This window comes from Bradyrhizobium huanghuaihaiense, assembly GCF_025200885.1.
Classification (GTDB): Bacteria; Pseudomonadota; Alphaproteobacteria; order Rhizobiales; family Xanthobacteraceae; genus Bradyrhizobium; species Bradyrhizobium huanghuaihaiense.
On the sequence record NZ_CP104172.1, the window covers coordinates 47,065 to 72,474 of the forward strand.

Here is a 25,410-nt window from a genome sequence, read left to right on the forward strand (position 1 = left end):
TTGCGGCCGCGCGTTGACGCGCGCCCTCCCAGATGATGCGATTCAAAGGCATAGATGCGCCCATGACGAACTCCAACTGGTTCGATACCCAAACCATTCTCGACGGCATCCGGCGCTGGGTGGAGATCGAGACGCCGACAGAGGCGCCTGAGCAGGTCAACAAACTCGTGTCGCTGGTCGCGGATCAACACCGCGATCTGCCCGTCACGCTCGAGCGCGTCGCCGGCGTCGACGGCTGCGGCGATCACCTTCTGGCCCGCTCGACCTGGGGTCAGGAGCAGCCGGGCATCCTGGTGCTGAGCCACCTCGATACCGTGCACCCCCTGGGCTTCATCGAGCGCCTGCCGTTCAGGGTCGAGGGCGACAGCGCGTTCGGTCCCGGCATCTACGACATGAAGGGCGGCGCCTACGTGGCCCATCATGCATTCGCTGCACTCTGCGCCGACGGCAAGCGTTCGCCGCTCGGCATCACCCACATGTTCACCTCCGACGAGGAGATCGGCAGCCCCACCTCGCGCGCGCTGATCGAGAAAGAGGGACGCAAAGCCAAGTACGTGCTGGTGACGGAGCCGGCGCGCGACGGCGGCAAGATCGTCACCGGACGCAAGGGCGTCGGACGCTTCGAGGTGTTCATCAAGGGCGCGCCGGCGCATGCCGGCTCGCGGCCCGAAGACGGCCGCAGCGCCATCCGCGAGCTCGCCAACATCATCCACGCGCTGGAGGGAATGAACGACCTGAAGCGCGGCGTCACCGTCAATGTCGGCGTGGTGCGCGGCGGCACGCGCCCGAACGTGACGCCGGAAGAGGCTTATGCCGAAATCGACCTGCGCGTTCCGAGCTTCACCGACGCGGACGAGTTCGTCGGCAAGATCCTCGGGCTGACATCGAAGACGGACGGCGTCACCGTCACGGTCACCGGCGAGCTCAATCGTCCGCCTTACGAGAAGGGCAATGCGGGCGCCTCACTCTACGAGCACGCCAGGACGCTCGCCACCGAGATCGGCTTCGAGCTGATCGACACCTATACCGGCGGCGGCTCGGACGGCAATTTCACCGCGCCCCACACCGCCACGCTCGACGGGCTCGGCGTCGACGGCAAGGGCGCGCACACCCATTATGAGCAGCTCTATGTCTCGTCGCTCGAACCGCGCGCGCGGCTGCTCTATCGGCTGTATCAGACACTGCGATGAGCGAGCGCAAGTCAGACCCCGATCGCGACGACAGCGAGCGCGCGTTCTTCGGACGCCGCAAGGGCCACAAGCTCAGGCAGCATCAGGCCGACCTGATCGACAATCTGCTGCCGCATCTTGCACTCGACATCGAGGGCGAGAAGCCGGCGGATGCGCGCGAGATCTTCGATCCCGCAGCGGATGACGTGCGGCTCGAGATCGGCTTTGGCGGCGGCGAGCATCTCGCGGCCGAGGCGCAGGCCTTCGCCACGACCGGCTTCATCGGCTGCGAGCCCTATGTCAACGGCATGGCGAAAATCCTCGCGCAGATCGAAGCCGCGAACATCGGCAACATCCGCCTGTTCGCCGGCGATGCTGCCGAGCTGCTGGCCTGGCTGCCGAAGGCCTCGCTATCGCGGATCGACCTGATCCATCCGGATCCCTGGCCGAAGCGGCGGCACTGGAAGCGGCGCTTCGTCCAGGACAGGACGATCGCCGCGATGGCGCGCGTGCTCAAGCCGAATGGTGAATTCCGCTTCGTCTGCGACATCGACGACTACTGCGCCTGGACGCTGTCGCATCTTGTGCGCTCGCCGGACTTCAAATGGCTCGCGGAACGCGCCGACGATTTCCGGCAACCATGGGCCGGCTACACCATGACGCGCTACGGCCGGAAGGCGGCGCGCGAAGGCCGCAAGGCGGCTTATTTGCGGTTCAGACGGGTGGGTTAGCCGTCATTGCGAGGAGCGAAGCGACGAAGCAATCCAGAGCGCTTTCGCGGAGGGATTTCTGGATTGCTTCGCTTCGCTCGCAATGACGGAGTGTGACGTTAGATCGTCTGCCGGTTGCGCCAGAAATTCACGACGCGCTCGGCCGTCGTCGGCATCAGGCGCGCGAAGTTCATGCGAGCGGCCTCGAGGTCGGCATCGGCGGGCGTGCGATTGGGGCCGTACCAGAGCAGGATCAGCGCGCGCACCGTGGGCCAGCCGAGATTGAGCACACGGCCGAGGATCAGGATCGGATCGTAACGGTCGCCCGCGATCAGGCGGTCGAGAATCGAGATGCGGATACCAGCCATCGCCGAGAGCGAGGCGATCGACTCCTCGTATTTGTGTGCCTTGGCAAAGCCGAGCAGCGCGCTCTCGCCGAGATGGCCCTCGCGATGCAAGGTGAGCACCGTGCGCTGGGCCGCGGAGAAATCGCGTCGCGGCCCCGGCGGCAGCGCGGCCTCCTCGATCGCGGCCATGGCGCGCTTGATCTCGACCTGGCGCACGGGATTGACCACGGTGGAGAGACGGCGGCGGATGACGTCGAGCGTGCCGTCGAGAAGCTGTTTCAGGTGTTCGCCGGAGAGATCGCTGCGCTGGCCGATCTTGAGCGTCAGCACGCCATCCTGCGCGGAACGCTTGATCAGCTCGGAATAACTGGCAGGCGAAAACACTGCGCCGGCATTGCCCGCGGCGCGGCGCACGACATCGCGATCGCCGCGCTCAACCAGCACGTCGGTGACGACGGCCGGCAGGACGGGACGTTCCGTCATCGCCAGCAGATGACCCTGTCCTTTCAGCCGCGCGATCTCGACCAGCGCGGCATCATCGAGCACGGGCGAGCGGCGCAGCACGGGACCTGCGACCATGATCTCGTTTTCGCGCGCCAGCTGATTGACCAGATGCGGCGGCGCATTGTTCAGGCGGGAGAAGCGCTCGGCGAGATCGACGCGCGAGCCGAGCTCGGCATGCGGGACGAGATCGATCAGGAGATTGTCGAAGAGATCGATGAGCTCGGGACGGAGTTTCGCGGGATCCTGGAAGTAGAGGTCGGCGATGGCGCGCGCGATCTCGCCGCGACGGCGAGGGTCGCCGCGTTTGACGATGGCGTCCAGTCCGGGAATGAGCGACGTGGCAGCGGTCATGAAAACACAAACTCGTACAGGGCACGCCGCGGGCGCGCCCTCGGTCCAAGCCGCCCCACAATCAAGGAATTTAGGCCTCGGAAATGAAGGAAGCGTTGCGCGGGGAGCCGCGAATCGGGCGCAAAAAGCCTCGTCCGGCCTCCGATGGGCCTTGTCCGGGAGGGCGGAAAGGGCTATATCAGCGCCAATTCATCTTCTCATACGATCCGCGTAGTGAGAGTGGGCCCGAAAGGACCCGCTCTTTTTTATTACCTGAACGCGGGTTGGCGGAAGATCCGGCCCGACGCGCTGTCGGGAGAGTTCCGAAGCGGGCTTTGAAGTCTTAACCAAGCCTTAACCCAAGCGTTAACCAACGAGCGCCTTGACCGCTGATATGACCGAACCGAACACTGGTTCCACCGATGCCGAACTGCTGGCCGAGCCGAGGCTCGTGGTCGAGCCTGGCGTGGCGGCGCGGGTGTCTGCGGTCGCAGCTCCCGTGCTCGAGGGCATGGGCTACCGCCTGGTCCGGATCCGCATCTCCGGGGAAGCCGGCTGCACCGTGCAGATCATGGCCGAACGGCCGGACGGTTCGATGCAGCTCGAGGATTGCGAGGCGATCTCGCGGGCGCTGTCGCCCGTGCTCGACGTCGCCGACCCCATCGACCGCGCCTATCGGCTGGAGATCTCCTCGCCGGGCATCGACCGGCCGCTGGTGCGCCGTTCCGATTTCGAGCGCTATTCCGGGCATCTCGTGAAGGTCGACATGGCCGTCGCCCATGAGGGGCGCAAGCGGTTCCGTGGCACGCTGGGTGCCGTCGAGGGCGACCGCGTGCATCTGCATCGCGACGACGTCAAGGCGGGCGACGATGCCGACGTTCTCTTGACGATGGAGGATATCGGCGAGGCCCGCCTGGTGCTGACCGACGAGCTGATCGCCGAATCCATGCGCCGCGGCAAGGCCGAAGAGCGCCAGATGCGGCGCGATCTCGGCCTGGAACCGCCGCAGGCGCCGCACGCGAAAATCAGCGAAAAAACCACCAAGAACACCAAGCCGAAAAAGAAGCCGGCCCCGACCAATACCAAGAAACATCGCCTTGCCGCCGAACGCGCGCGGCGCGGCGAGATCGAGCCTGACCAAGGAGACTAGCCATGGCAGTCAGCGCCAATCGACTTGAATTGCTTCAGATCGCCGATGCCGTTGCCCGCGAGAAATCGATCGACCGCGGCATCGTCATCGCGGCGATGGAGGACGCCATCGCCAAGGCCGCGCGGGCCCGTTACGGCAGCGAGACTGACGTTCACGCCGAGATCGACCCGAAGAAGGGCGAGCTGCGGCTGTCGCGCCACATGCTGGTCGTCGACAAGGTCGAAAATCATTCCAACCAGATCTCGCTGGTCGATGCGCAGCGCGCCAATCCCGGCGCCCAGGTCGGCGACACCATCGCCGACACCCTGCCGCCGCTGGAATATGGCCGCATCGCCGCGCAGTCGGCCAAGCAGGTGATCGTGCAGAAGGTGCGCGAGGCCGAGCGCGACCGGCAGTATCAGGAATTCAAGGATCGCATCGGCGACATCGTCAACGGCGTCGTCAAGCGCGTCGAATATGGCAGCGTGATCGTCGATCTCGGCCGCGGTGAAGCCATCATCCGCCGCGACGAGATGCTGCCGCGCGAAGTGTTCCGCAACGGCGACCGCGTCCGCGCCTATATCTTCGACGTCCGCCGCGAGACCCGCGGCCCGCAGATCTTCCTCTCCCGCACCCATCCGCAGTTCATGGCGAAGCTGTTCGCGCAGGAAGTGCCGGAAATCTATGACGGCATCGTCGAGATCAAGGCGGTGGCCCGCGATCCGGGCTCGCGCGCGAAAATCGGCGTGATTTCCCGCGATTCCTCGGTCGATCCGGTCGGCGCCTGCGTCGGTATGCGCGGCTCGCGCGTGCAGGCCGTGGTGAACGAGCTGCAGGGCGAGAAGATCGACATCATTCCCTGGTCGCCCGACATCGCGACCTTCGTGGTCAACGCACTGGCGCCGGCCGAAGTCTCCAAGGTCGTCATCGACGAAGACCGCGAGCGCATCGAGGTCGTGGTGCCCGACACCAACAACCAGCTCTCGCTGGCGATCGGCCGCCGCGGCCAGAATGTGCGTCTGGCCTCGCAGCTGACCGGCTGGGACATCGACATCCTGACCGAGCAGGAGGAATCGGAGCGCCGCCAGGCCGACTTCGAGAACTCCACCCGCGTCTTCATGGAATCGCTCAACGTCGACGAGGTGGTCGGCCAGCTGCTGGCGTCCGAAGGCTTCACCTCGGTCGAGGAGCTCGCGATGGTGGACGTCAAGGAGCTCGCCGGCATCGAGGGCTTCGACGAGGAGACCGCACAGGAGCTCCAGAACCGCGCCCGCGAATATCTCGAGCAGCAGGAAGCCGAGCTCGAGGCACGGCGCAAGGAACTCGGCGTCGAGGACGCCCTCAAGGACGTGCCAGGCGTCACCTCCAAGATGCTGGTGAAGTTCGGCGAGAACGACATCAAGACCGTCGACGACCTCGCTGGCTGTGCCACCGACGATCTGGTCGGCTGGACCGAGCGCAAGGAAGGCGGCGAGCAGACCAAGTATCCGGGTGCACTCGACGGTATCGAGATCTCCCGTGACGATGCCGAGGCGATGATCATGCAGGCCCGCGTCAAGGCCGGCTGGATCACCGAGGCCGATCTCGCCAAGCCCGCCGAAGAGGCTGAAGCGACCGAAGATCAGCCGGCTTAAGGGCGACGGAGGATGTCGCCCGGATGCTCGCCAGCACGGACAGCGAACTCGACCATGGACCGCGGACCGAAAGGTCCGCGACCATGCGGATGTGCGCGGTCACCCGGCAGGTCCGGCCGATCGACGAGCTGATCCGCTTCGTCGTCTCGCCGCAAGGCGACATAGTTCCCGACCTCAAGCGCAAGCTGCCCGGACGCGGCATGTGGGTCACCGCCTCACGCGAGGTGGTTGCGGAAGCCGTGCGGCGTCACCAATTTAACAAAGCCTTCAAGCGCGAGCTGCGCGTTCCCCAGACGCTTCCCGCCGATATTGAGGCGCTCCTCGTCAGGAGCGTGACGGAAGCCCTTGGGATTGCTGCCAAGGCGGGCCAGGTCGTGGCCGGCTTCGGCAAGGTCGAGAGCGCCCTGCGGGAAGGCACGGCCGAGGTCCTGATCCACGCCAGTGACGGGGCTGCGGACGGAATCCGCAAATTGGACATGCTGGCGCGTCAAAATGCCGGAAATCGCGGTGCCAAACCGCCGATTCCCGTCGTCACTGCACTGAAATCGTTAGAATTGGATTTGGCACTGACCCGATCAAATGTGATACATGCTGCGCTGCTCGCGGGCCCGGCGAGCAGGTCATTCCTGTCACGTAGCCAGATGCTGGTCCGATACCGGATGGCGGACGATGACAAGACTGCCGAAAAGCACGGCCAGGATTTCTGAGAGACACCGACGAACCGATCTGACGGTGCGGCAACGCACAACACTGATAAATCAGGATTAGGACTGCTGAATGGTTGATACCAAGACCCCTGGCGACAAGAAGCTGAGCGTTCCGAGCAAGACGCTATCGCTCAAGCCGCGCGTCGAAACGGGTACCGTGCGCCAGAGCTTCAGCCATGGCCGCAGCAAGCAGGTCGTGGTCGAGAAGCGCGGCAAGCGCCGCATTGGTGACGGCCCCGAGCCGCACGCGCCTGAGGTAGCTGCAAAGCCGGCTCCGGCTGCGCCCGCTCCGTCGCGCCCCGCGCCGCCGCCCCCGCCGCGCAATGCCGGTTCCGGCGTGGTCCTGCGCACCCTGACCGAGGATGAGCGCTCGGCCCGTGCCAGCGCGCTGGCCGATGCCAAGGTGCGCGAAGTCGAAGAGCGCCGCCAGGCCGAGGAAGAGGCCCAGCGCCGCGCCGTCCGCGAGGCCGCCGAACGCGCCGAGCGCGAGGCCGCCGAGTCGCGCCGCAAGGCCGAGGAAGAGCGCCACCGTCACGAGGACGAAGCCAAGCGGAAGGCCGAGACCGAGGCCAAGAAGCGTTTCGGCGAAGGCGAGCAGCCGCAATCCGCTCCGCGTCCCGCTGCGGCGGCACCGGCCGCTCCCGCGCCGCGTCCCACCAGCGCGCCCGCAGCGCGTCCCGGCGCCCCCGCGACGGCACGTCCGGGAACAACGACCGCGCGCCCCGGAACGACCACGCAACGGCCGGCCGGCGGCGGCCCGCTGGGTCGTACTCCGGCAGTCGCAGCCGGACCGGACGAGGACGATGGTCCGCGCCAAATCCGCCGCGGTCCCGGCGGCGCTGCGCGTCCTGCGGCAGCCCCCAAGACCACCCACAAGCCCGGCCCGCAGAAGGAACGCGGCCGCCTGACCGTCGTCACCGCGCTCAATGCCGACGAGGTGCGCGAGCGCTCGATCGCCTCGTTCCGTCGCCGCACCCAGCGCCTGAAGGGCCATGCCTCGAATGAGCCGAAGGAAAAGCTCATCCGCGAGGTGGTCATTCCGGAAGCGATCACCATCCAGGAGCTCGCCAACCGCATGGCCGAGCGCGCGGTGGACGTCATCCGCATGCTGATGAAGCAGGGCGCGATGCACAAGATCACCGACGTGATCGACGCCGACACCGCGCAGCTGATCGCCGAAGAGCTCGGTCACACCGTCAAGCGCGTTGCCGCCTCCGACGTCGAAGAAGGCCTGTTCGACCAGGTCGACGATTCCACCGACACCGAGACCCGTTCGCCGGTCGTGACCGTGATGGGCCACGTCGACCACGGCAAGACCTCGCTGCTCGACGCGCTTCGTCACGCCAACGTGGTCTCCGGCGAAGCCGGCGGCATCACCCAGCATATCGGCGCCTATCAGGTGCTGTCGCCCGAGAGCGGCAAGAAGATCACTTTCATCGACACGCCCGGCCACGCCGCGTTCACCGCGATGCGCGCCCGCGGCGCCAAGGTCACCGACATCGTCGTGCTGGTGGTCGCGGCCGATGACGGCGTGATGCCGCAGACGGTCGAAGCCATCAATCACGCCAAGGCGGCAGGCGTGCCGATCATCGTTGCCATCAACAAGATCGACAAGCCCGATGCCAAGCCCGAGCGCGTGCGCACCGAGCTGCTCCAGCACGAGGTGCAGGTGGAATCCTTCGGCGGCGAGGTCGTCGACGTCGAGGTGTCCGCCAAGAACAAGACCAATCTCGACAAGCTGCTCGAGATGATCGCGCTGCAGGCCGAAATCCTCGACCTGAAGACCAATTCGGAGCGTCCGGCCGAAGGCACCGTGATCGAAGCCAAGCTCGACCGCGGCCGTGGTCCGGTCGCGACCGTGCTGGTCCAGCGCGGCACGCTCCGTGTCGGCGACATCATCGTCGCCGGCGCCGAGATGGGCCGCGTCCGCGCGCTGATCTCGGATCAGGGCGAGACGGTGCAGGAGGCAGGCCCCTCGGTGCCGGTCGAAGTGCTCGGCTTCAACGGTCCGCCGGAAGCCGGCGATCGTCTCGCCGTGGTCGAGAACGAAGCCCGCGCCCGCCAGATCACCAGCTACCGCGCGCACCAGAAGCGCGAGAACGCGGCTGCCTCGATCTCCGGCATGCGCGGCTCGCTCGAGCAGATGATGTCGCAATTGAAGACGGCGGGCCGCAAGGAATTCCCGCTGATCGTCAAGGCCGACGTGCAGGGCTCGCTGGAAGCCATCCTCGGCTCGCTGGAAAAGCTCGGCACCGACGAAGTCGCCGCCCGCATCCTGCATGCCGGCGTCGGCGGCATCTCGGAATCCGACGTGACGCTCGCGGAAGGCTTCAACGCCGCGATCATCGGCTTCTCGGTTCGTGCCAACAAGGAGGCCGCTGCGGCCGCCAAGCGCAACGGCATCGAGATCCGCTACTACAACATCATCTACGACCTCGTGGACGACGTGAAGAAGGCGATGAGCGGCCTGCTCGCGCCGACCCTGCGCGAGACCATGCTGGGCAATGCCGAGATTTTGGAGATCTTCAACATCTCCAAGGTCGGCAAGGTCGCCGGTTGCCGCGTCACCGACGGCACCGTGGAACGCGGCGCCAATGTGCGCCTGATCCGCGACAACGTCGTCGTGCACGAAGGCAAGCTGTCGACGCTGAAGCGCTTCAAGGACGAGGTGAAGGAAGTCCAGTCCGGTCAGGAATGCGGCATGGCCTTCGAGAGCTATCACGACATGCGTGCGGGTGACGTGATCGAGTGTTATCGCGTGGAGACGATCCAGCGCTCCCTGTAAGTCCAAATCTTACCGAAGCGCCTGGATCTTTTTGAGCTGAAATTGCAGGAGTGCGATGGCCGGATTTTTCCGGCCATCCACGCCTCATTCGTTTCAACAGGACAAATGACAATGCTCGTGTCCCAAACGCGGGCACGACGAGGTGATTTTCGACCATGCCCCGCCACCACCAGAAAAAAAGTTCCGCGCCCGGCGGCTCGCAGCGTCAGTTGCGCGTCGGCGAGCAGGTTCGCCATGCGATGGCCGAGATTCTGGCGCAAGGCAACGTGCATGATGCGGATCTGGAAGGCCACATCATCACCGTGCCGGAGGTACGGATGTCGCCCGACCTGAAGCTCGCGACAATCTACGTGATGCCGCTCGGTGGCCGCGACACCGAGGTCGTCATCGCTGCGCTCGAGCGCAACAAGAAATTCCTGCGCGGCGAAGTCGCGCGGCGCGTTAACCTGAAATTTGCACCTGACATTCGTTTCCGCGTCGACGAACGATTCGACGAAGCGGAACGGATCGAGAAGCTTTTGCGAACACCTGCGGTGCAGAAGGATCTCGAACAGGACTTGGAACAGGATCCGGATACGGATCGGGAAGAAGAGCAATGACGATGGACCCGGCTCACGGCACGATCGGCGGCAACGACGCCGATCAGCGCGATGTGCAGAAAAATAATTTTGCGGAGATCGGCGGCAATTCCGAGCCGCATCAGGAGCCGCGCCGCGTCAACAACGACCCGCGCGCCAAGCAGCAGAAGGGCAATCAGGTTCGGCGCGACCGCCGCGACGTCCATGGCTGGGTCGTGCTCGACAAGCCGATCGGCATGACCTCGACGCAGGCGGTTGCCGTGCTCAAGCGCCTGTTCAATGCCAAGCGTGCGGGACACGCCGGCACGCTTGACCCGCTCGCCTCCGGCGGCCTGCCGATCGCGCTCGGAGAGGCCACCAAGACGGTTCCCTTTGTGATGGACGGCCGCAAGCGCTACCAGTTCACCGTGTGCTGGGGCGAGGAGCGCGACACCGACGACATCGAGGGCCGGGTGACCGCGACCTCGGACCAGCGTCCGACCCGGGAGGCCATCCTGGCCCTCCTGCCCCGCTTCACCGGGGTGATCGAGCAGATCCCGCCGCGCTATTCGGCGATCAAGGTCCAGGGCGAGCGCGCCTATGACCTCGCCCGCGACGGCGAGGTCGTGGAGCTGGCCCCCCGCCCGGTCGAGATTCACCATTTAGCCCTTGTAGATCAACCAGATACCGACCGGGCCGTATTCGAGGCAGAATGCGGCAAGGGCACCTATGTCCGCGCGCTCGCCCGCGATATGGGCCGGATTCTCGGCACTTACGGCCATATCTGCGCGCTCCGGCGGACCCTGGTCGGCCCATTTGGCGAAAACGACATGATTCCGCTGGATCAGTTGGAGGCTTTATGCGATAGAGCCGCGTCCGGCGAGGGCAGCCTCGCCGACGCGCTTTTGCCCGTTGAGACCGCGCTGGACGACATCCCGGCACTGGCCGTCACTCGGGCTGATGCGGCAAGGCTCCATCGGGGCCAAGCCGTTTTGTTGCGCGGACGGGATGCGCCCACTTGTAGCGGCACAGTCTATGTCACGGTGGCAGGCCGTCTTTTGGCGCTTGCCGAAGTTGGCAATGGCGAAATCATCCCCAAGCGTGTGTTCAACCTGACCGGCCTGACTGCCAGCCCCGGTCGCAACGAGAGAAATTGACGATGTCGATTGCCGCAGAACGCAAAGCGGAAGTCATCAAGACGAATGCCACCAAGGCCGGCGACACCGGCTCGCCCGAGGTTCAGGTCGCGATCCTGTCGGAACGCATCAACAACCTCACCAACCATTTCAAGACCCACGTGAAGGACAACCATTCGCGTCGCGGCCTCTTGAAGCTGGTCTCGACCCGCCGCTCGCTCCTCGACTACCTCAAGAAGAGGGACGAGGCGCGCTACAAGGCGCTGCTCGAGAAGCACAACATTCGTCGCTAACGGTTCCTGCGCGCGCCACCGGCGCGCGTTTTTGCGCGTAGTTTTCGAACGAAAGCACTTATTTGAAGGTTTTTGATCGAGGCTGCGTGCGCGTCGGATGCGGGCCAACAACCACTCGCATCCGGGCATGACCGAAGACCGCGGTTCGGTGTTCGCGTTCGTGCCGACTGACAGTCCAGCAGCAATCCGGCGGCTGGGCATAACGGGCAAGGCGCCCGTATGACCCGAAAGGATGGACGCCATCCGACATCCAAAAACCATGGCAGGATCGCAGGACGCTGATCATCCGCTCCGATCAGCGTCCCGCAATCTTGCGCATGGTTTTTGTTTTTCGAAGCGTCCCTTCTTTCGAGAACCCATGAAAGAAGACCTCTATGTTCACTAAGCATTCAGTCGAGATCGACTGGGGCGGACGCCCTCTCAAGCTCGAAACCGGCAAGATCGCCCGTCAGGCCGACGGTGCCGTCATCGCCACCTATGGCGAGACCGTGGTGCTCGCCACCGTCGTCGCGGCGAAGGCGCCGCGCGAAGGCGTCGACTTCCTGCCGCTGACCGTCGACTACCAGGAGAAGACCTACGCCGCGGGCCGCATTCCCGGCGGCTATTTCAAGCGCGAGGGCCGTCCGACCGAGAAGGAGACGCTGGTCTCCCGCCTGATCGACCGTCCGATCCGTCCGCTGTTCGTCGACGGCTGGCGCAACGAGACCCAGGTGATCGCCACCGTGCTGTCGCACGACATGGAGAACGATCCTGATATCGTCGCGCTGGTGGCATCGTCGGCTGCGCTGACCCTCTCCGGCGCGCCGTTCAAGGGCCCGATCGGCGCCGCGCGCGTCGGCTTCGCCAATGACGAGTTCATCCTCAACCCGACGCTCGACGAGATGGTCGACACCCAGCTCGACCTGGTCGTCGCCGGCACCGCCGACGCCGTGCTGATGGTGGAATCGGAAGCCAAGGAGCTGAACGAAGACATCATGCTCGGCGCCGTGATGTTCGGTCACCGCCACTTCCAGCCGGTCATCAACGCGATCATCGAGCTCGCCGAGAAGGCCGCCAAGGAGCCGCGCGAAGTCACCGTGATCGACAATGAGGCGCTCGAGAAGGAGATGCTCGGCCTCGTCGAGCAGGAGCTGCGCGCCGCCTACGCCATTCCGGTCAAGCAGGATCGCTACGCCGCGGTCGGCAAGGTCAAGGAAAAGGTGATCGCTCACTATTTCCCCGAAGGGCAGGAGCCGAAATACGACAAGCTCCGCGTCGCTGCGGTGTTCAAGGAGCTGGAAGCCAAGATCGTTCGCTGGAACATCCTCGACACCGGCAAGCGCATCGACGGCCGTGACAGCAAGACCGTGCGCAACATCGTCGCCGAAGTCGGCGTGCTGCCCCGCGCCCACGGCTCGGCCCTGTTCACCCGCGGCGAGACCCAGGGCCTGGTCGTGACCACGCTCGGCACCGGCGAGGACGAGCAGTACATCGACGCGCTGTCGGGAACGTACAAAGAGACGTTCCTGCTGCACTACAACTTCCCTCCCTACTCGGTCGGTGAGACCGGCCGCCTCGGCGGCACCAAGCGCCGCGAGATCGGCCACGGCAAGCTCGCCTGGCGCGCGATCCACCCGGTGCTGCCGCCGCATCACGAATTCCCGTACACGATCCGCGTGGTCTCGGAGATCACCGAATCCAACGGCTCCTCGTCGATGGCTTCGGTCTGCGGCGCCTCGCTCGCTCTGATGGATGCCGGCGTGCCGTTGAAGCGGCCGACCGCGGGCATCGCGATGGGCCTGATCCTCGAAGACAAGCGCTACGCGGTGCTCTCGGACATCCTCGGTGACGAGGATCATCTCGGCGACATGGACTTCAAGGTCGCCGGTACCGAGCAGGGCATCACCTCGCTCCAGATGGACATCAAGATCGAGGGCATCACCGAGGAGATCATGAAGGTCGCCCTCGGCCAGGCCAAGGAAGGCCGCATCCACATCCTCGGCGAGATGGCCAAGGCGCTCACCAACGCCCGCGCCGAGCTCGGCGAATACGCGCCGCGCATCGAGACCTTCAAGATCCCGACCGACAAGATCCGCGAAGTGATCGGCACCGGCGGCAAGGTGATCCGTGAGATCGTCGAGAAGACCGGCGCCAAGGTCAACATCGAGGACGACGGCACCGTGAAGGTCGCCTCCTCCGATGGCGAGGCGATGAAGGCCGCGATCAAGTGGATCAAGTCGATCGCGTCCGAGCCGGAAGTCGGCCAGATCTATGACGGCACCGTCGTCAAGGTGATGGAGTTCGGCGCCTTCGTGAACTTCTTCGGCTCCAAGGACGGCCTCGTCCACATCAGCCAGCTCGCTTCGGCGCGCGTGCAGAAGACCTCCGACGTCGTCAAGGAAGGCGACAAGGTCAAGGTCAAGCTGCTCGGCTTCGACGACCGCGGCAAGACCCGCCTGTCGATGAAGGTGGTCGATCAGACCACCGGCGAGGACCTCGAGGCCAAGGACAAGGCCGCCGAGGGCGAGAAGGCTCCGCGCGAAGCGGCCGGCGAGTAAGCGCTCCAAGCCACATCAGAAACACGAAGGGCGGCCTTTCGGCCGCCCTTTTTATTGGTGTCTGGCGGATCGCCTCTCCGCAGTCCGTAGCCCGCATGAAGCGAAGCGGAATGCGGGACCGGCGCCCCGGATTGCGCTGCGCTCCATCCGGGCTACGGGAGGTCACCTCTCCCGCAAGCGGGAGAGGTGAACCGGCCTCAGCCCGCGATGTCGTAGCGGTCGAGGTTCATCACCTTGGTCCAGGCCTTGGCGAAGTCCTTGACGAACTTCTCCTTGGCGTCCGAAGTCGCATAGACCTCGGCGAAGGCGCGGAGCTGCGAGTGCGCGCCGAAGATGAGATCGGCGCGGCTGCCGGTCCACTTCACCGCATTGGTCTTGCGGTCGCGAGCCTCGTAGCTGCCGTCAGCCGCCGGCGTCCACTGCGCGCTCATGTCGAGCAGGTTGACGAAGAAGTCGTTGCTCAGCGTTCCCACCTTCGCGGTGAGCACGCCGTGCTTCGAACCGTTTGCATTGGCACCGAGCACACGCAGGCCGCCGACCAGCGCGGTCAATTCAGGCCCGGTGAGCTTGAGCAGCTGCGCACGATCGACGAGGGCTTCTTCCTGCTGCAAGAACTGATGCTTCTTGCCGAGATAGTTGCGGAAGCCATCGGCCCGGGGCTCGAGCGGCGCGAAGGACTCCGCGTCGGTCTGCTCCTGCGAGGCATCCATGCGACCCGGCGTGAAGCCGACCTTCACGTCGACGCCGGCATCCTTGGCGGCCTTCTCGACCGCGGCGGTGCCGCCGAGCACGATCAAGTCCGCGAGCGAGACCTTCTTCGCGCCTGACGACGCATTGAAGTCCTTCTGGATCGCTTCGAGCTTGCCGAGCACCTTGGAGAGCTGAGCCGGCTGGTTCACCTCCCAGTCCTTCTGCGGGCTGAGGCGGATGCGCGCGCCGTTGGCGCCGCCGCGCTTGTCCGAGCCGCGGAACGTCGAGGCCGACGCCCAGGCGGTCGAGACCAGCTCGGAGACAGAGAGGCCCGAAGCCAGGATCTTGGTCTTCAGCGCAGCGACATCCTGATCGCCGACCAGCTCGTGATTCACGGCCGGGATCCGATCCTGCCAGATCAGCGCTTCCTTCGGCACCAGCGGGCCGAGATAACGCTGGATCGGGCCCATGTCGCGGTGGGTCAGCTTGAACCAGGCGCGGGCGAAGGCGTCCGCGAACTGATCGGGGTTTTCGAGGAAGCGGCGCGAGATCTTCTCGTAGGCCGGATCCATGCGCAGCGACAGATCGGTCGTCAGCATGGTCGGCCGATGCTTCTTCGACTTGTCGAAAGCATCGGGGATGATCGCGTCGGCACCCTTGGCCGTCCACTGGTTCGCACCGCCCGGGCTCTTCGTCAGCTCCCATTCGTACTTGAACAGGTTCTCGAAGAAGTTGTTGCTCCACTTCGTCGGCGTCGTCGTCCAGGTCACCTCGAGACCGCTGGTGATGGAATCACCCGCGAGACCCGACGCGTGCTTGCTCTTCCAGCCGAGGCCCTGATCTTCCAGCGCACCCGCTTCCGGCTCGGGGCCGACCAGCGAGGGATCACCCGCGCCATGGGTCTTGCCGAAGGTGTGACCACCGGCGATCAGCGCGACGGTCTCCTCGTCATTCATCGCCATGCGGGCGAATGTCTCGCGGATGTCCTTGGCCGCGGCGACGGGATCCGGCTTGCCGTTCGGGCCTTCCGGGTTGACGTAGATGAGGCCCATCTGCACGGCGCCGAGCGGTTCGGCGAGCTGGCGTTCGCCGCTGTAGCGCTCATCGCCGAGCCAGGTACCTTCCGGACCCCAATAGAGCTCTTCCGGCTCCCAGACATCGGCGCGGCCACCCGCAAAGCCAAACGTCTTGAAGCCCATCGATTCCAGCGCGACGTTGCCGGCGAGCACCATCAAATCGGCCCAGGAGAGCTTGCGGCCGTATTTCTGCTTGATCGGCCAGAGCAGACGGCGGGCCTTGTCGAGGTTGGCGTTGTCGGGCCAGCTGTTCAGCGGCGCAAAACGCTGCTGGCCGGCTCCGGCGCCACCGCGGCCGTCGGTGATGCGATAGGTGCCCGCGCTGTGCCAGGCCATGCGGATCATGAGGCCGCCATAGTGACCGAAGTCAGCCGGCCACCATTCCTGCGACTCCGTCATCAGGGCGGTCAGGTCCTTGATGACCGCGTTCAGGTCGAGCGACTTGAATTCCTTGGCGTAGTCGAACTCCTTGCCCATCGGGTCGGACAGGTCGGAATTCTTGTGCAGCATCTCGATGCTGAGCTGGGTTGGCCACCAGTCGCGGTTCACGCGCGTGGGTTTTCCGCCCGAAAACGGGCACTTCGAAGTGTCGTCCATGATTACCTCCTCTGGTGGCGTCCGACGGCGCCTTTGACCAGGTAGAACCACTCTAAGCGCCGCCTCCTATCAGGTGAAGTTGACTTTAATGATCGCTGCGATAGGATTTTCTTATGATCAATCTGACGCTGCGCCAGCTCCGGTATTTCGACGCGCTGGCGCGCCACGGCCACTTCGGCCGCGCGGCTGAATCCTGCTCGATCTCGCAGCCGGCCCTGTCGATGCAGATCAAGGAACTGGAGGAGACGCTCGGCGGCCTGCTGCTGGAGCGCAGCGCGCGCCAGGTCGCGCTGACCCGGTTCGGCGAGGAACTCGCCCAGCGGGTCCGCGAGATCCTGCGCTCGGTGGACGAACTCGGCGATTTCGCCCGGGCCTCGCAGGACCGCTTCGCCGGCCGCCTGCGCATCGGCATGATCCCGACCATCGCGCCATACCTGCTGCCCACGATCACCAAGAACCTCACGCGCATGCACCCGGAGCTCGACATCCGCGTGCGCGAGACGATGACGCCGCGGCTGATCCAGGAGCTGGTGGAGGGACGGCTCGACACCGCCATCGTGGCGCTGCCGGTGTCGGAGCCCTCGCTGACCGAGGTTGCCCTGTTCGAGGAGAAATTCCTGCTGGTGCGCCCCGGCGCCGATGAGGGCACGCCGGTGCCCTCCCGCGAGATGATGCGGGAGATGCGGCTGCTGCTGCTCGAGGAGGGACACTGCTTCCGCGATCAGGCGCTGTCGTTCTGCAACATGCAGTCCGCGCCGCCGCGCGAGATGCTGGACGCGAATTCGCTGTCGACGCTGGTGCAGATGGTCAGCGCCGGCATCGGTGTCACCTTGATCCCGGAGATGGCGGTGCCGGTGGAGACCCGGTCGGCCTCGGTCTCGCTGACGCGCTTCCGCGACCCGCAGCCCTCGCGCACCATCGGCATGGTCTGGCGCAAGACCAGCCCGCTGGCGCGGCAGCTGCTGCAGATTTCCGAGGTGGTGTGCCTGTCGGCCGGCAAGGTGCGCGCGAAACAAGCCGTGCGCAGCCAAAGGGCTTAAGGCTGCGATGTCAGATCCGATCATCCGCCCCGCCCGTGCCGACGAATATGACGAAGTCGGCCGCGTCTGGATGGAGAGCTGGGTTTCGACCGGGCTCGGCGAGGCCAGCGAATTCCTGCTGGCAAACCTGCGCGCACGTATCCGGCACGAGATCGAAGACGGCTGGAGCCTGTACGTCGCCGACGACGACGGCGCCATTGCCGCGATGCTGGCGCTGCATCTGCCAAAGCTCTATCTCGACATGCTGTTCGTCGGGCCCGCCTATCAGGGCCAATCGCTCGGGCGGAAGCTGCTCGCCTTCACGCGCACGCAAATGCCGGATGAGATGTATCTGCGCTGCGTCCGCGAGAACGAAAAGGCCTGGCGCTGGTACGAGCGCGAAGGTTTTGTGTTCGAGAAGCAAGAGATCGAGCCGTCGAACGGGTTCATGATGAAGTACTACCGCTGGAAGCGGCCCGCCGGGTAGGCGGCGAATCTATGGTGCAGCTTGCGGTTGTCACGTTCCCCACCTAGTGTGGCGTGTCCGTTGACCTCATGCCTCTGATCTCCCGGAATCCATGTTTCGCATTGCTGTCTCGCTGATCGCGCTGCTGTCCCTCCTGACCTCCGCAGCCGGCCAAACTCCTCCGGCAACCACGGCGCCCTCCGCTCAGACTGCGGCGCCGGCCAAGCCGGCAGTCAAGAAGGCGGCGCCGAAGGCCAAACCGGCTGCAGGACAGCCGGTCGCGGCGGAGAGCGGCCCCTGTCAGATCGGCGTCATTTCCGCGATCGGAGACCAGTTCTCGGTGCAACATGTCGGCCTCACGATGTTCGGCAACGAGTATATGGAGGCGCCGATCGAGGCGTGGGGTATCGATGATCTGTTCGTCGCGAGGGTTCGCGCCGCGGCTCCCGGCACGGCTGTCCGGAAGATCGCTTACGCAAGCGGAGCCTTCAAGCCGTACTATCATCCGGAAGCGAAACTGTTCCGCAATGACCGCGACGACCTGACGGCCCTGGTGCGGCAGATCGCGGGAACTGCAAATTGCGAACGCTACGTCGTAGCTACGAAAGCCCGCGTTTCCGTTGATGGCACCAATCAATCAATCGAGGGCCTCGGGATCTACAAGAATTGGGCGAGCCCTTCCGGGCGCGGCGTCGTGGTTGCCTATTTCCGTATCAACGTTTTTGACGGACGAACTTTCGTCATCCATCGAGCGCCTACCCGGAGCTTCGGAGATGTGATTGCTTCGAGTTTTTCCAACAAGAACGACAATACGCAGATCCTCAACAATCTCGAGTTTCCCAAGACTCCTGAACAGGTGACCAACAGTGCATTGCTGCGTGACAGCACACGCAGCCTGCTCACGGCCCAGCTGGACAAGTATCTACCCGCGTACATCAAGGGCGAGTAAGCACATTTGCCGACGGGACGCGACAAAGGGTACCGCTCGTCCGCTTGCTGCGGCTGGGCTGCATTCGACGTTATGGCCCGGCTGGTCATCGTTGCGTCTGTCGTGTGGTGCTTTTCGATAGCTGCTTGGGCGCAGACGCCATCGGCGCCATCAGTGACAGGAGCCGAGACGGCAGGATCGGTCAGCAAGCAAGCCAACGGCAAGACGGCCACGCGGCGTGGAGCCACGGGCAGGCCCGCTTCCGCCGGCGGCGGCTCGTGCGACTTCGGTGTCGTCGTCACTACCGGCGACGAGTTCACCGCGCTGACGACCGGCCTGACCGTATTTCAGAACAAGAAGATGGTGGTCCCGATTCCAGGCTGGGGACTCAGCGATCTGATCTTCGCGCGGACCCGCGCCGCGATCCCTGCCGGCGTGTCCGTCCTGAGAATCCCCTACGACCCGGCAAAATTTCCTCCCCGCGATGAGTCCAAGGACACATTGAAGGACAGGTTGTTCCGCGATCTCAACGCCGAGCTGGCCGCATACATGCGCGAGGTCGTGAAAGGAACGAATTGCCGGCACTACATCCAGATCCTCAATTCAGTCAGTCCTATCGGGTCATCCAACTATACGATCCGCGGCTTCGGCATCCTCAACCAGGATGTGGTGCTCGGGCGTCGCATCTATCTCTACGCCCTGGCGTTTATCCGCATCTTTGACGGGCGCGACTTCTCCGTTGTCAGACAGAGCTCTGCGCTGATCAACATGCATCATTCCCTAGCGGTGCAGAGGCTTCTGGGCGCGCTAGTCAGCGGTCCCTATCGCGAATTGCCCGCAGAATCGTTCCCAACGCGCCTTGAAGACGCCGCCGGCAATCCCGCACTGCGCGATGGCGTACGCAGCATGCTGGCGGAAAGCCTGGACAAAACGCTTCCGTTCCTGCTCGGACTTCGACCAGCAGCGCACCAAAGCGACACCAGAGAACGTTGACCCACATGTCGTTCACGCCGCTTGGCTCCTGCCTAGGCATAGTGCGTTGCGAATGCACGGCGAACGCGCCATGAATCGCGCGCTATAGGCCTTCCGCCGATGAAAGGGTTCCCGCTATGATCAAGCTCTATTGGTCGCCCCGCTCGCGCTCGTTCACGACGCTCTGGCTGATGGAGGAGAGCGGCCTGCCCTATGAGCGCGTGCTGACCGATATCTCGACCGGCGCGCAGAAGGCGCAGGACTATCTGAAGATCAATCCGATGGGCAAGGTGCCGGCGCTCAGTGACGGCGATGCCGCGCTTGGCGAAGCCGCGGCGATCTGTGCCTATATCGCCGACCGCTATCCGGAGACGAAGCTCGCGCCTGGCGTGACCGACCCGCGCCGCGCGCGCTATCTGCAATGGCTGTTCTTCTCGCCTAGCTGCATCGAGCCGGCCATCATCCAGATCTTCACCAAGATCGAGATCCCGACCTCGACCGCGGCGTGGGGCAGCGCGACGCAGGTGTTCGACGTGCTGGAGGCCGCGCTCGACAAGGGTCCGTGGATTCTCGGCGAGGAGTTTTCCGCCGCCGACGTCACGGTCGGCTCGGGCCTGAATTTTGCGGTCCGCCTGTTCAAGATGGTGCCGTCGCGGCCGGCCTTCGATGCCTATCTCGCCCGCTGCATGGCGCGGCCGGCATTCCAGCGCGCGGAGAAGATCGCGGCCGGCTGAAGCGTCTCTCGTAGGGTGGGCAAAGGCGCAGCGCGCCGTGCCCACGATTTGGTCGCGATTGTTGAGAGATGGTGGGCACGTCGCGCGAAGAGCGCGCCTTTGCCCACCCTACAGGGGTCCGTCTATTCGGCTTTCAAATCATCCGGCCTCGGCATCAGGACGATGTTGTAGCCGGAATCGACATAGTGGATCTCGCCGGTCACGCCGCCCGAGAGGTCCGACAGGAGATACAGCGCCGAGCCACCGAGCTCGTCGAGCGTGACGCCGCGGCGAAGCGGCGAGTGCTTCTGCATGAAGGCGAACATCGCCCGCGCCTCGCCGATGCCGGAGCCGGCGAGCGTGCGGATGGGGCCCGCGGAGATGGCATTCACGCGGATGCCGCGCGGTCCGAAATCGGAGGCGAGGTAGCGCACCGAGGCTTCCAACGCCGCCTTGGCGACGCCCATCACGTTGTAGTTCGGCATCGATCGCTCGGAGGCGCCGAAGGTCAGCGTGATCATGCTGCCGCCCTCCGTCATCAGCTCGGCGGCGCGCTTCGCCACTTCCGTGAACGAGAAGCAGGAGATCACCATGGTGCGCGAGAAATTCTCGCGGCTGGTGTCGGCGTAGCGGCCCTTCAGCTCGTTCTTGTCGGCAAAGCCAATGGCGTGGATGACGAAGTCGAGCTTGCCCCATTTCTCGCGGAGCACAACGAAGGTGGCGTCGACGCTGGCGATGTCCTCGACGTCGCAGGGCAACACCAGATCCACACCGAGCGATTCCGCCAGCGGCTTGACGCGCTTGCCCAGCGCCTCGCCCTGGAAGGTGAAGGCAAGCTCGGCACCATGGGCATGCAGCGTCTTCGCCATGCCCCAGGCGATCGAATGATCATTGGCGATGCCCATGATCAGACCGCGCTTGCCTTTCATCAACACTGTCATGTGGTGGATTCCATTAGTCGGAAAGATCTGGCTTCAACTTCGATTGTTCCACCAAACAGGCAGACAACAAGGATTTCCGTATCGGCCGTATATTCCATGCGCAACAGATCGATATTCCCGCTGGATCGATTCTTCAGAATTCGCCCGATATCGCCGCTCATGACGAAACGGGAAACGTTCGTTCCAATGCAGCGGTATCGACGTCGCAGCGCGTGCACGTCAGCGTCCGGATACAGATCGACGATAAGGGTGAATTCCTGCTCGCCCTCCGCAAACCCCGAAATTCGAAGGTCAACGAGAACCCCGTCGTGCCAGTTGATCTCGTCTGGTCCTTCCGCCGGAGTCGGCAAGGTAGAGCTCACACATCCAGCCGGCTGAACACCAGCGTGGCGTTGGTGCCGCCGAAGCCGAACGAGTTCGACAGCACGGTGCCGACCTTCACGTTGTCGATGCGCTTGCGCACGATCGGCATGTCGGCGAACACGGGGTCGAGCTCCTGGATGTGCGCGCTTTCGCAGATGAAGCCGTTGTTCATCATCAGCAGCGAGTAGATCGCCTCCTGCACGCCAGTGGCGCCCAGCGAATGCCCGGTCAGCGCCTTGGTCGCCGAGATCGGCGGGCACTTCTCGCCGACGCCGAACACCCTGCGGATCGCCTCGATCTCCGGCGGATCGCCGGCCGGTGTCGAGGTCGCGTGCGGATTGATGTAGTCGACCTTGGTCTTCACCGTCGACATCGCCATGCGCATGCAGCGCTCGGCGCCTTCGCCCGACGGCGCGACCATGTCGTGGCCGTCCGAGGTCGCGCCATAGCCGACGATCTCGCCATAGATGCGCGCACCGCGCGCCTTGGCATGCTCGAGCTCCTCCAGCACCAGCACGCCGGCGCCGCCGGCGATGACGAAGCCGTCGCGGTTGACGTCGTAGGGGCGCGACGCGGTGGCCGGCGTGTCGTTGTATTTCGAGGACATCGCGCCCATGGCGTCGAACAGCACCGACAGCGACCAGTCCAGCTCCTCGCAGCCGCCGGCGAAGATGACGTCCTGCTTGCCGATCTGGATCGTCTCATAGGCATTGCCGACGCAGTGGTTCGACGTCGCGCAGGCCGAGGAGATCGAATAGTTCACGCCCTTGATCTTGAACCAGGTCGCGAGCGTCGCGGAGGCCGTCGACGACATCGCCTTCGGCACTGCAAACGGTCCGACGCGCTTCGGCCCCTTGGTGCGGGTGATGTCGGCGGATTCGACGATGGTGCGCGCGGACGGACCGCCCGAACCCATGATGATGCCGGTACGGATGTTGGAGACTTCGTCGGGCGACAGACCGGAATCCTGGATCGCCTGCTCCATCGCGATGTGATTCCACGCCGCGCCCTGACCGAGGAAGCGCATGGCGCGGCGGTCGACCACCGTCGAAGGATCGAGCGTCGGCTCACCTTGCACCTGCGAACGGAAGCCGAGCTCGGCATATTTCTCAGCCCGCGAAATGCCCGACTTCGCCTCGTGAAGGCTCGCAAGCACTTCCTGGGTGTTGTTTCCGATGGACGAAACGATGCCCATTCCGGTGACCACAACCCGCCTCATGACAGCCTCGCCTAAATCGTTGTCTTTCTTGGTGATGCGCCTCAGCCCAGGCTCGTGCCCTGCTTGAACAGGCCGACCTTCAGATCCTTGGCGCGATAGATAATCTGGTCATCGACCGAAAGCCACCCGTCGGCGATACCGAGCACGAGCTTTGACCGCATCACGCGCTTCATGTCGACGTTGTACACAACCTTGCGGGCCTCGGGCAGCACCTGGCCGCTGAACTTCAACTCGTTCAGGCCGAGCGCACGGCCGCGACCTTCGCCGCCGATCCAGCCCAGATAAAAGCCGACCATTTGCCACAGCGCATCGAGGCCGAGGCAGCCGGGCATGACGGGATCGTTCTTGAAATGGCAGCCGAAGAACCAGAGGTCGGGCTTCACGTCGAGCTCGGCGCGCACCACCCCCTTGCCGAACTCGCCGCCTTTGTCGTTGATTTCCGTGATGCGGTCGAACATCAGCATCGGCGGCAGCGGCAGCTGGGCATTGCCCGGGCCGAACATCTCGCCGCGCGCGCATGCCAGCAAATCCTCGTATTCGTAACCGTTGCGCCTGTTCAGCATGCACGAGCCTCTGTTCAAATTCCGGTTGAGCGGCGTTCTTTGGCGAAAATGGGCCCCGTCTCGGTCGGAGAGCAACGCCAATTGCCGTCGTCAGGCGCGGCTCCCGCAAGCCCCGGATGGACGGTGGACCGGGCTTCCATGCCCGGTTGCGCCAAAATCGGCTAAGCGGAACCGCGGGCTCTCTAACACACGCCATTTCAGTGGCAAAGCGCTCTCATGAAGGTAAAATGACGGCACCCGCGCCCGGTTCCAGAGCTGATTAGAACCTCTCTAGTTGCGAGAAACTTGCATCTGCATCTTTCTATTCTTATATTGCAGGGAGATATTGTTCACGCGTGCCCGAAAACTGGAAATGAGCGAGAATACCGCGCCCCACCACGACGACGACGTTCATGCCGCGGCCCTTCTGTCCGGCCGCCAGCCGGCCCTGACCGGCTGCCCCTGGCACGACGTCAACGAAATGCTCCAGTCCGCCGGGCTGCGTCCGACGCGCCAGCGGATGGCGCTCGGCTGGCTCCTATTCGGCAAGGGTGCGCGCCACCTCACGGCTGAAATGCTGTACGAGGAAGCAACCCTCGCCAAGGTCCCGGTGTCGCTGGCGACCGTCTACAACACGCTGAACCAGCTCACCGATGCCGGCCTGCTCCGCCAGGTCAGCGTCGACGGCACCAAGACCTATTTCGACACCAACGTCACCACCCACCACCACTACTACCTCGAGAACAGCCATGAGCTGGTCGACATCGAGGATCCGCATCTGGCGCTGTCCAAGATGCCGGAGGTGCCCGAGGGCTACGAGATCTCCCGCATCGACATGGTCGTGCGCCTACGCAAGAAGCGCTAGCGTCGTCCCGGCCTAGTTGTGGTCTTTCAGGAGGTTGTCCATCTGGTCTGAACCGAGGAAGCTGAGGTTGCGAAGCTTCAGTGTTCCAAGGAGAGACCAGATGAACGTGCACAAGAATGCGCCTTTGACGCCCAAAGGTCGAGAGGCGATGGTCCGAAGCGTGGTGCAAGGTGGGCTAAGCCAAGCTGGCGCGGCCGACCTGTTCAATACGACGCCGAAGACGGTCGCCAAATGGGTCAAGCGGTTCCGCGCGGAAGGTGTAGAGGGATTGCGAGATCGGTCCTCCAGGCCCCTTTCATCGCCAAGCCAAACCCCGGTCGCCACGTGCACCGCTGTGGAGGCGTTGCGCCGGCAGCGCCACACCGGCAAGCAGATCGCTGCCGAGGTCGAGGTGTCACCGGCCACCGTCAGCCGCATCCTGCGCCGCTTGGGATTAAACCGGATACGCGACCTGGAGCCGGCCGAACCGGAGCGCCGCTATGAGCGCGAGAACCCAGGCGAGATGCTCCACATCGACATCAAAAAGCTCGGGCGTTTCGAGCGTGTTGGCCACCGCATCACCGGCGATCCGAGTGGTCCAAACAAGAGCCGCGGCGCTGGGTGGGATTTCGTCCACGTCTGCATTGACGATCATTCCCGCGTCGCGTTCTCCGAGATCAAGCCCGACGAGACAGCGGACAGTGCTGTTCCCTTTCTCAAGGCGGCTGTGGCTTATTACAAAAGCCTCGGCGTCACCGTCACGCGCGTCATGACCGACAATGGCAGTTGCTACCAGTCCTTCGCCTTCCGCGACGCTTGCCGGGACCTGGGCATCAAGCACATTCGCACCAAGCCCTATACGCCCAGAACAAACGGCAAGGCCGAGCGCTTCATCCAAACCGCGCTTCGCGAATGGGCCTATGCCAAAGCCTATCCAACATCAGATCGGCGCGCCCAAGAGCTGCCGTTCTGGCTGCACCAATACAACTGGCATCGGCCCCACGGTGGGATAAAATCTCAAACGCCGATCAGCAGGCTCGGTTTGACCAAGGACAACCTCTTGAGGCTCCACACCTAGTGCGCAATTGCGCACGGGGGGCCGCGACCCATACCGCGTGATTTATCGATAGGAATAGCTGCCCGTACCGCGGGACGACTGAGTAACCACCAGTCTTCGTAAAACTTTTGCCTGTGGTTATGGG

General features: G+C 64.3%; 23 protein-coding genes. 17 read left to right on the forward strand and 6 right to left on the reverse strand.

Going from position 1 to position 25,410, the window contains the following annotated elements; genetic code table 11:
• Positions 1-32 precede the first annotated feature (32 nt).
• Positions 33-1,190, forward strand: coding sequence for a M20 family metallopeptidase (locus tag N2603_RS00200; RefSeq protein ID WP_260387259.1), 1,158 nt, complete (start codon positions 33-35; stop codon positions 1,188-1,190).
• Positions 1,187-1,900: a tRNA (guanosine(46)-N7)-methyltransferase TrmB gene (trmB, locus tag N2603_RS00205; RefSeq protein ID WP_260387260.1), complete on the forward strand. Its 714-nt coding sequence runs from the start codon at positions 1,187-1,189 to the stop codon at positions 1,898-1,900. The genes N2603_RS00200 and trmB overlap by 4 nt, the downstream gene beginning before the upstream one ends.
• 98 nt (positions 1,901-1,998) lie before the next feature.
• Here trmB and N2603_RS00210 read toward each other — a convergent pair whose 3' ends face one another.
• On the reverse strand, positions 1,999-3,081 hold the full coding sequence (locus tag N2603_RS00210) for a DUF2336 domain-containing protein (protein WP_260387261.1): 1,083 nt from the start codon (positions 3,079-3,081) through the stop codon (positions 1,999-2,001).
• 373 nt (positions 3,082-3,454) lie between these two features.
• Between N2603_RS00210 and rimP the strand changes: the two genes are divergently transcribed.
• From rimP to pnp, 8 genes are all read left to right on the forward strand, one after another.
• On the forward strand, positions 3,455-4,210 hold the full coding sequence (rimP, locus tag N2603_RS00215) for a ribosome maturation factor RimP (protein ID WP_260387262.1): 756 nt from the start codon (positions 3,455-3,457) through the stop codon (positions 4,208-4,210).
• A 2-nt stretch (positions 4,211-4,212) separates the two neighbouring features.
• Entirely contained in the window at positions 4,213-5,823 is a 1,611-nt protein-coding gene (gene nusA / locus N2603_RS00220; RefSeq protein WP_018644193.1) for a transcription termination factor NusA, read from the forward strand.
• 23 nt (positions 5,824-5,846) lie between these two features.
• Positions 5,847-6,530 carry an RNA-binding protein gene (locus N2603_RS00225; protein ID WP_260387263.1) on the forward strand — a complete coding sequence of 228 codons (684 nt, stop codon included), beginning with the start codon at positions 5,847-5,849 and terminating at the stop codon, positions 6,528-6,530.
• Positions 6,531-6,600: 70 nt separating this feature from the next.
• Positions 6,601-9,315, forward strand: coding sequence for a translation initiation factor IF-2 (gene infB, locus N2603_RS00230; protein ID WP_260387264.1), 2,715 nt, complete (start codon positions 6,601-6,603; stop codon positions 9,313-9,315).
• A 155-nt stretch (positions 9,316-9,470) separates the two neighbouring features.
• Positions 9,471-9,914, forward strand: a complete 444-nt coding sequence (gene rbfA / locus N2603_RS00235) for a 30S ribosome-binding factor RbfA (RefSeq protein WP_018644190.1) — start codon at positions 9,471-9,473, stop codon at positions 9,912-9,914.
• Entirely contained in the window at positions 9,911-11,029 is a 1,119-nt protein-coding gene (gene truB / locus N2603_RS00240; RefSeq protein ID WP_260387265.1) for a tRNA pseudouridine(55) synthase TruB, read from the forward strand. Before rbfA ends, truB begins: the two co-directional genes overlap by 4 nt.
• 2 nt (positions 11,030-11,031) lie before the next feature.
• Positions 11,032-11,301, forward strand: a complete 270-nt coding sequence (gene rpsO, locus N2603_RS00245) for a 30S ribosomal protein S15 (protein WP_018644188.1) — start codon at positions 11,032-11,034, stop codon at positions 11,299-11,301.
• 374 nt (positions 11,302-11,675) lie between these two features.
• Positions 11,676-13,838 carry a polyribonucleotide nucleotidyltransferase gene (pnp, locus tag N2603_RS00250; protein ID WP_018644187.1) on the forward strand — a complete coding sequence of 721 codons (2,163 nt, stop codon included), beginning with the start codon at positions 11,676-11,678 and terminating at the stop codon, positions 13,836-13,838.
• A 197-nt stretch (positions 13,839-14,035) separates the two neighbouring features.
• Here the strand turns inward: pnp and katG are convergent, their stop codons facing one another.
• On the reverse strand, positions 14,036-16,201 hold the full coding sequence (katG, locus tag N2603_RS00255) for a catalase/peroxidase HPI (protein WP_260387266.1): 2,166 nt from the start codon (positions 16,199-16,201) through the stop codon (positions 14,036-14,038).
• 113 nt (positions 16,202-16,314) lie between these two features.
• Here katG and N2603_RS00260 point away from each other — a divergent pair, with 113 nt between their 5' ends.
• From N2603_RS00260 to N2603_RS00280, 5 genes are all read left to right on the forward strand, one after another.
• A complete protein-coding gene (locus tag N2603_RS00260) occupies positions 16,315-17,241 on the forward strand; it encodes a hydrogen peroxide-inducible genes activator (RefSeq protein WP_260387267.1) in 927 nt (308 codons plus the stop codon).
• A gap of 7 nt (positions 17,242-17,248) precedes the next feature.
• Positions 17,249-17,707, forward strand: coding sequence for a GNAT family N-acetyltransferase (locus tag N2603_RS00265; RefSeq protein ID WP_018644184.1), 459 nt, complete (start codon positions 17,249-17,251; stop codon positions 17,705-17,707).
• Between the two features lie 319 nt (positions 17,708-18,026).
• Positions 18,027-18,635, forward strand: a complete 609-nt coding sequence (locus N2603_RS00270) for a hypothetical protein (protein ID WP_260387268.1) — start codon at positions 18,027-18,029, stop codon at positions 18,633-18,635.
• A 153-nt stretch (positions 18,636-18,788) separates the two neighbouring features.
• On the forward strand, positions 18,789-19,607 hold the full coding sequence (locus tag N2603_RS00275) for a hypothetical protein (RefSeq protein ID WP_260387269.1): 819 nt from the start codon (positions 18,789-18,791) through the stop codon (positions 19,605-19,607).
• Between the two features lie 116 nt (positions 19,608-19,723).
• Complete coding sequence (locus N2603_RS00280; protein WP_260387270.1) at positions 19,724-20,320, forward strand: glutathione S-transferase family protein; 597 nt, start codon at positions 19,724-19,726, stop codon at positions 20,318-20,320.
• Between the two features lie 122 nt (positions 20,321-20,442).
• Here N2603_RS00280 and fabI read toward each other — a convergent pair whose 3' ends face one another.
• Genes fabI through fabA form a run of 4 tightly spaced genes read right to left on the reverse strand, consistent with a single transcriptional unit; the run spans position 20,443 to position 23,385 of the window.
• The gene (gene fabI, locus N2603_RS00285; RefSeq protein ID WP_260387271.1) at positions 20,443-21,240 is read right to left on the reverse strand and encodes an enoyl-ACP reductase FabI; all 798 of its coding nucleotides are present in this window, start codon (positions 21,238-21,240) and stop codon (positions 20,443-20,445) included.
• Positions 21,237-21,590, reverse strand: a complete 354-nt coding sequence (locus tag N2603_RS00290) for a hypothetical protein (RefSeq protein ID WP_260387272.1) — start codon at positions 21,588-21,590, stop codon at positions 21,237-21,239. The genes fabI and N2603_RS00290 overlap by 4 nt, the downstream gene beginning before the upstream one ends.
• An 8-nt stretch (positions 21,591-21,598) precedes the next feature.
• Positions 21,599-22,822, reverse strand: a complete 1,224-nt coding sequence (gene fabB / locus N2603_RS00295) for a beta-ketoacyl-ACP synthase I (RefSeq protein WP_018644179.1) — start codon at positions 22,820-22,822, stop codon at positions 21,599-21,601.
• 41 nt (positions 22,823-22,863) lie between these two features.
• Entirely contained in the window at positions 22,864-23,385 is a 522-nt protein-coding gene (gene fabA / locus N2603_RS00300) for a bifunctional 3-hydroxydecanoyl-ACP dehydratase/trans-2-decenoyl-ACP isomerase (RefSeq protein ID WP_260387273.1), read from the reverse strand.
• A gap of 352 nt (positions 23,386-23,737) precedes the next feature.
• Here fabA and irrA point away from each other — a divergent pair, with 352 nt between their 5' ends.
• Together irrA and N2603_RS00310 are read left to right on the forward strand one after the other, a co-directional pair.
• The gene (irrA, locus tag N2603_RS00305) at positions 23,738-24,229 is read left to right on the forward strand and encodes an iron response transcriptional regulator IrrA (protein ID WP_027546833.1); all 492 of its coding nucleotides are present in this window, start codon (positions 23,738-23,740) and stop codon (positions 24,227-24,229) included.
• Between the two features lie 100 nt (positions 24,230-24,329).
• Complete coding sequence (locus N2603_RS00310) at positions 24,330-25,286, forward strand: IS481 family transposase (protein ID WP_260386063.1); 957 nt, start codon at positions 24,330-24,332, stop codon at positions 25,284-25,286.
• Positions 25,287-25,410 lie beyond the last annotated feature (124 nt).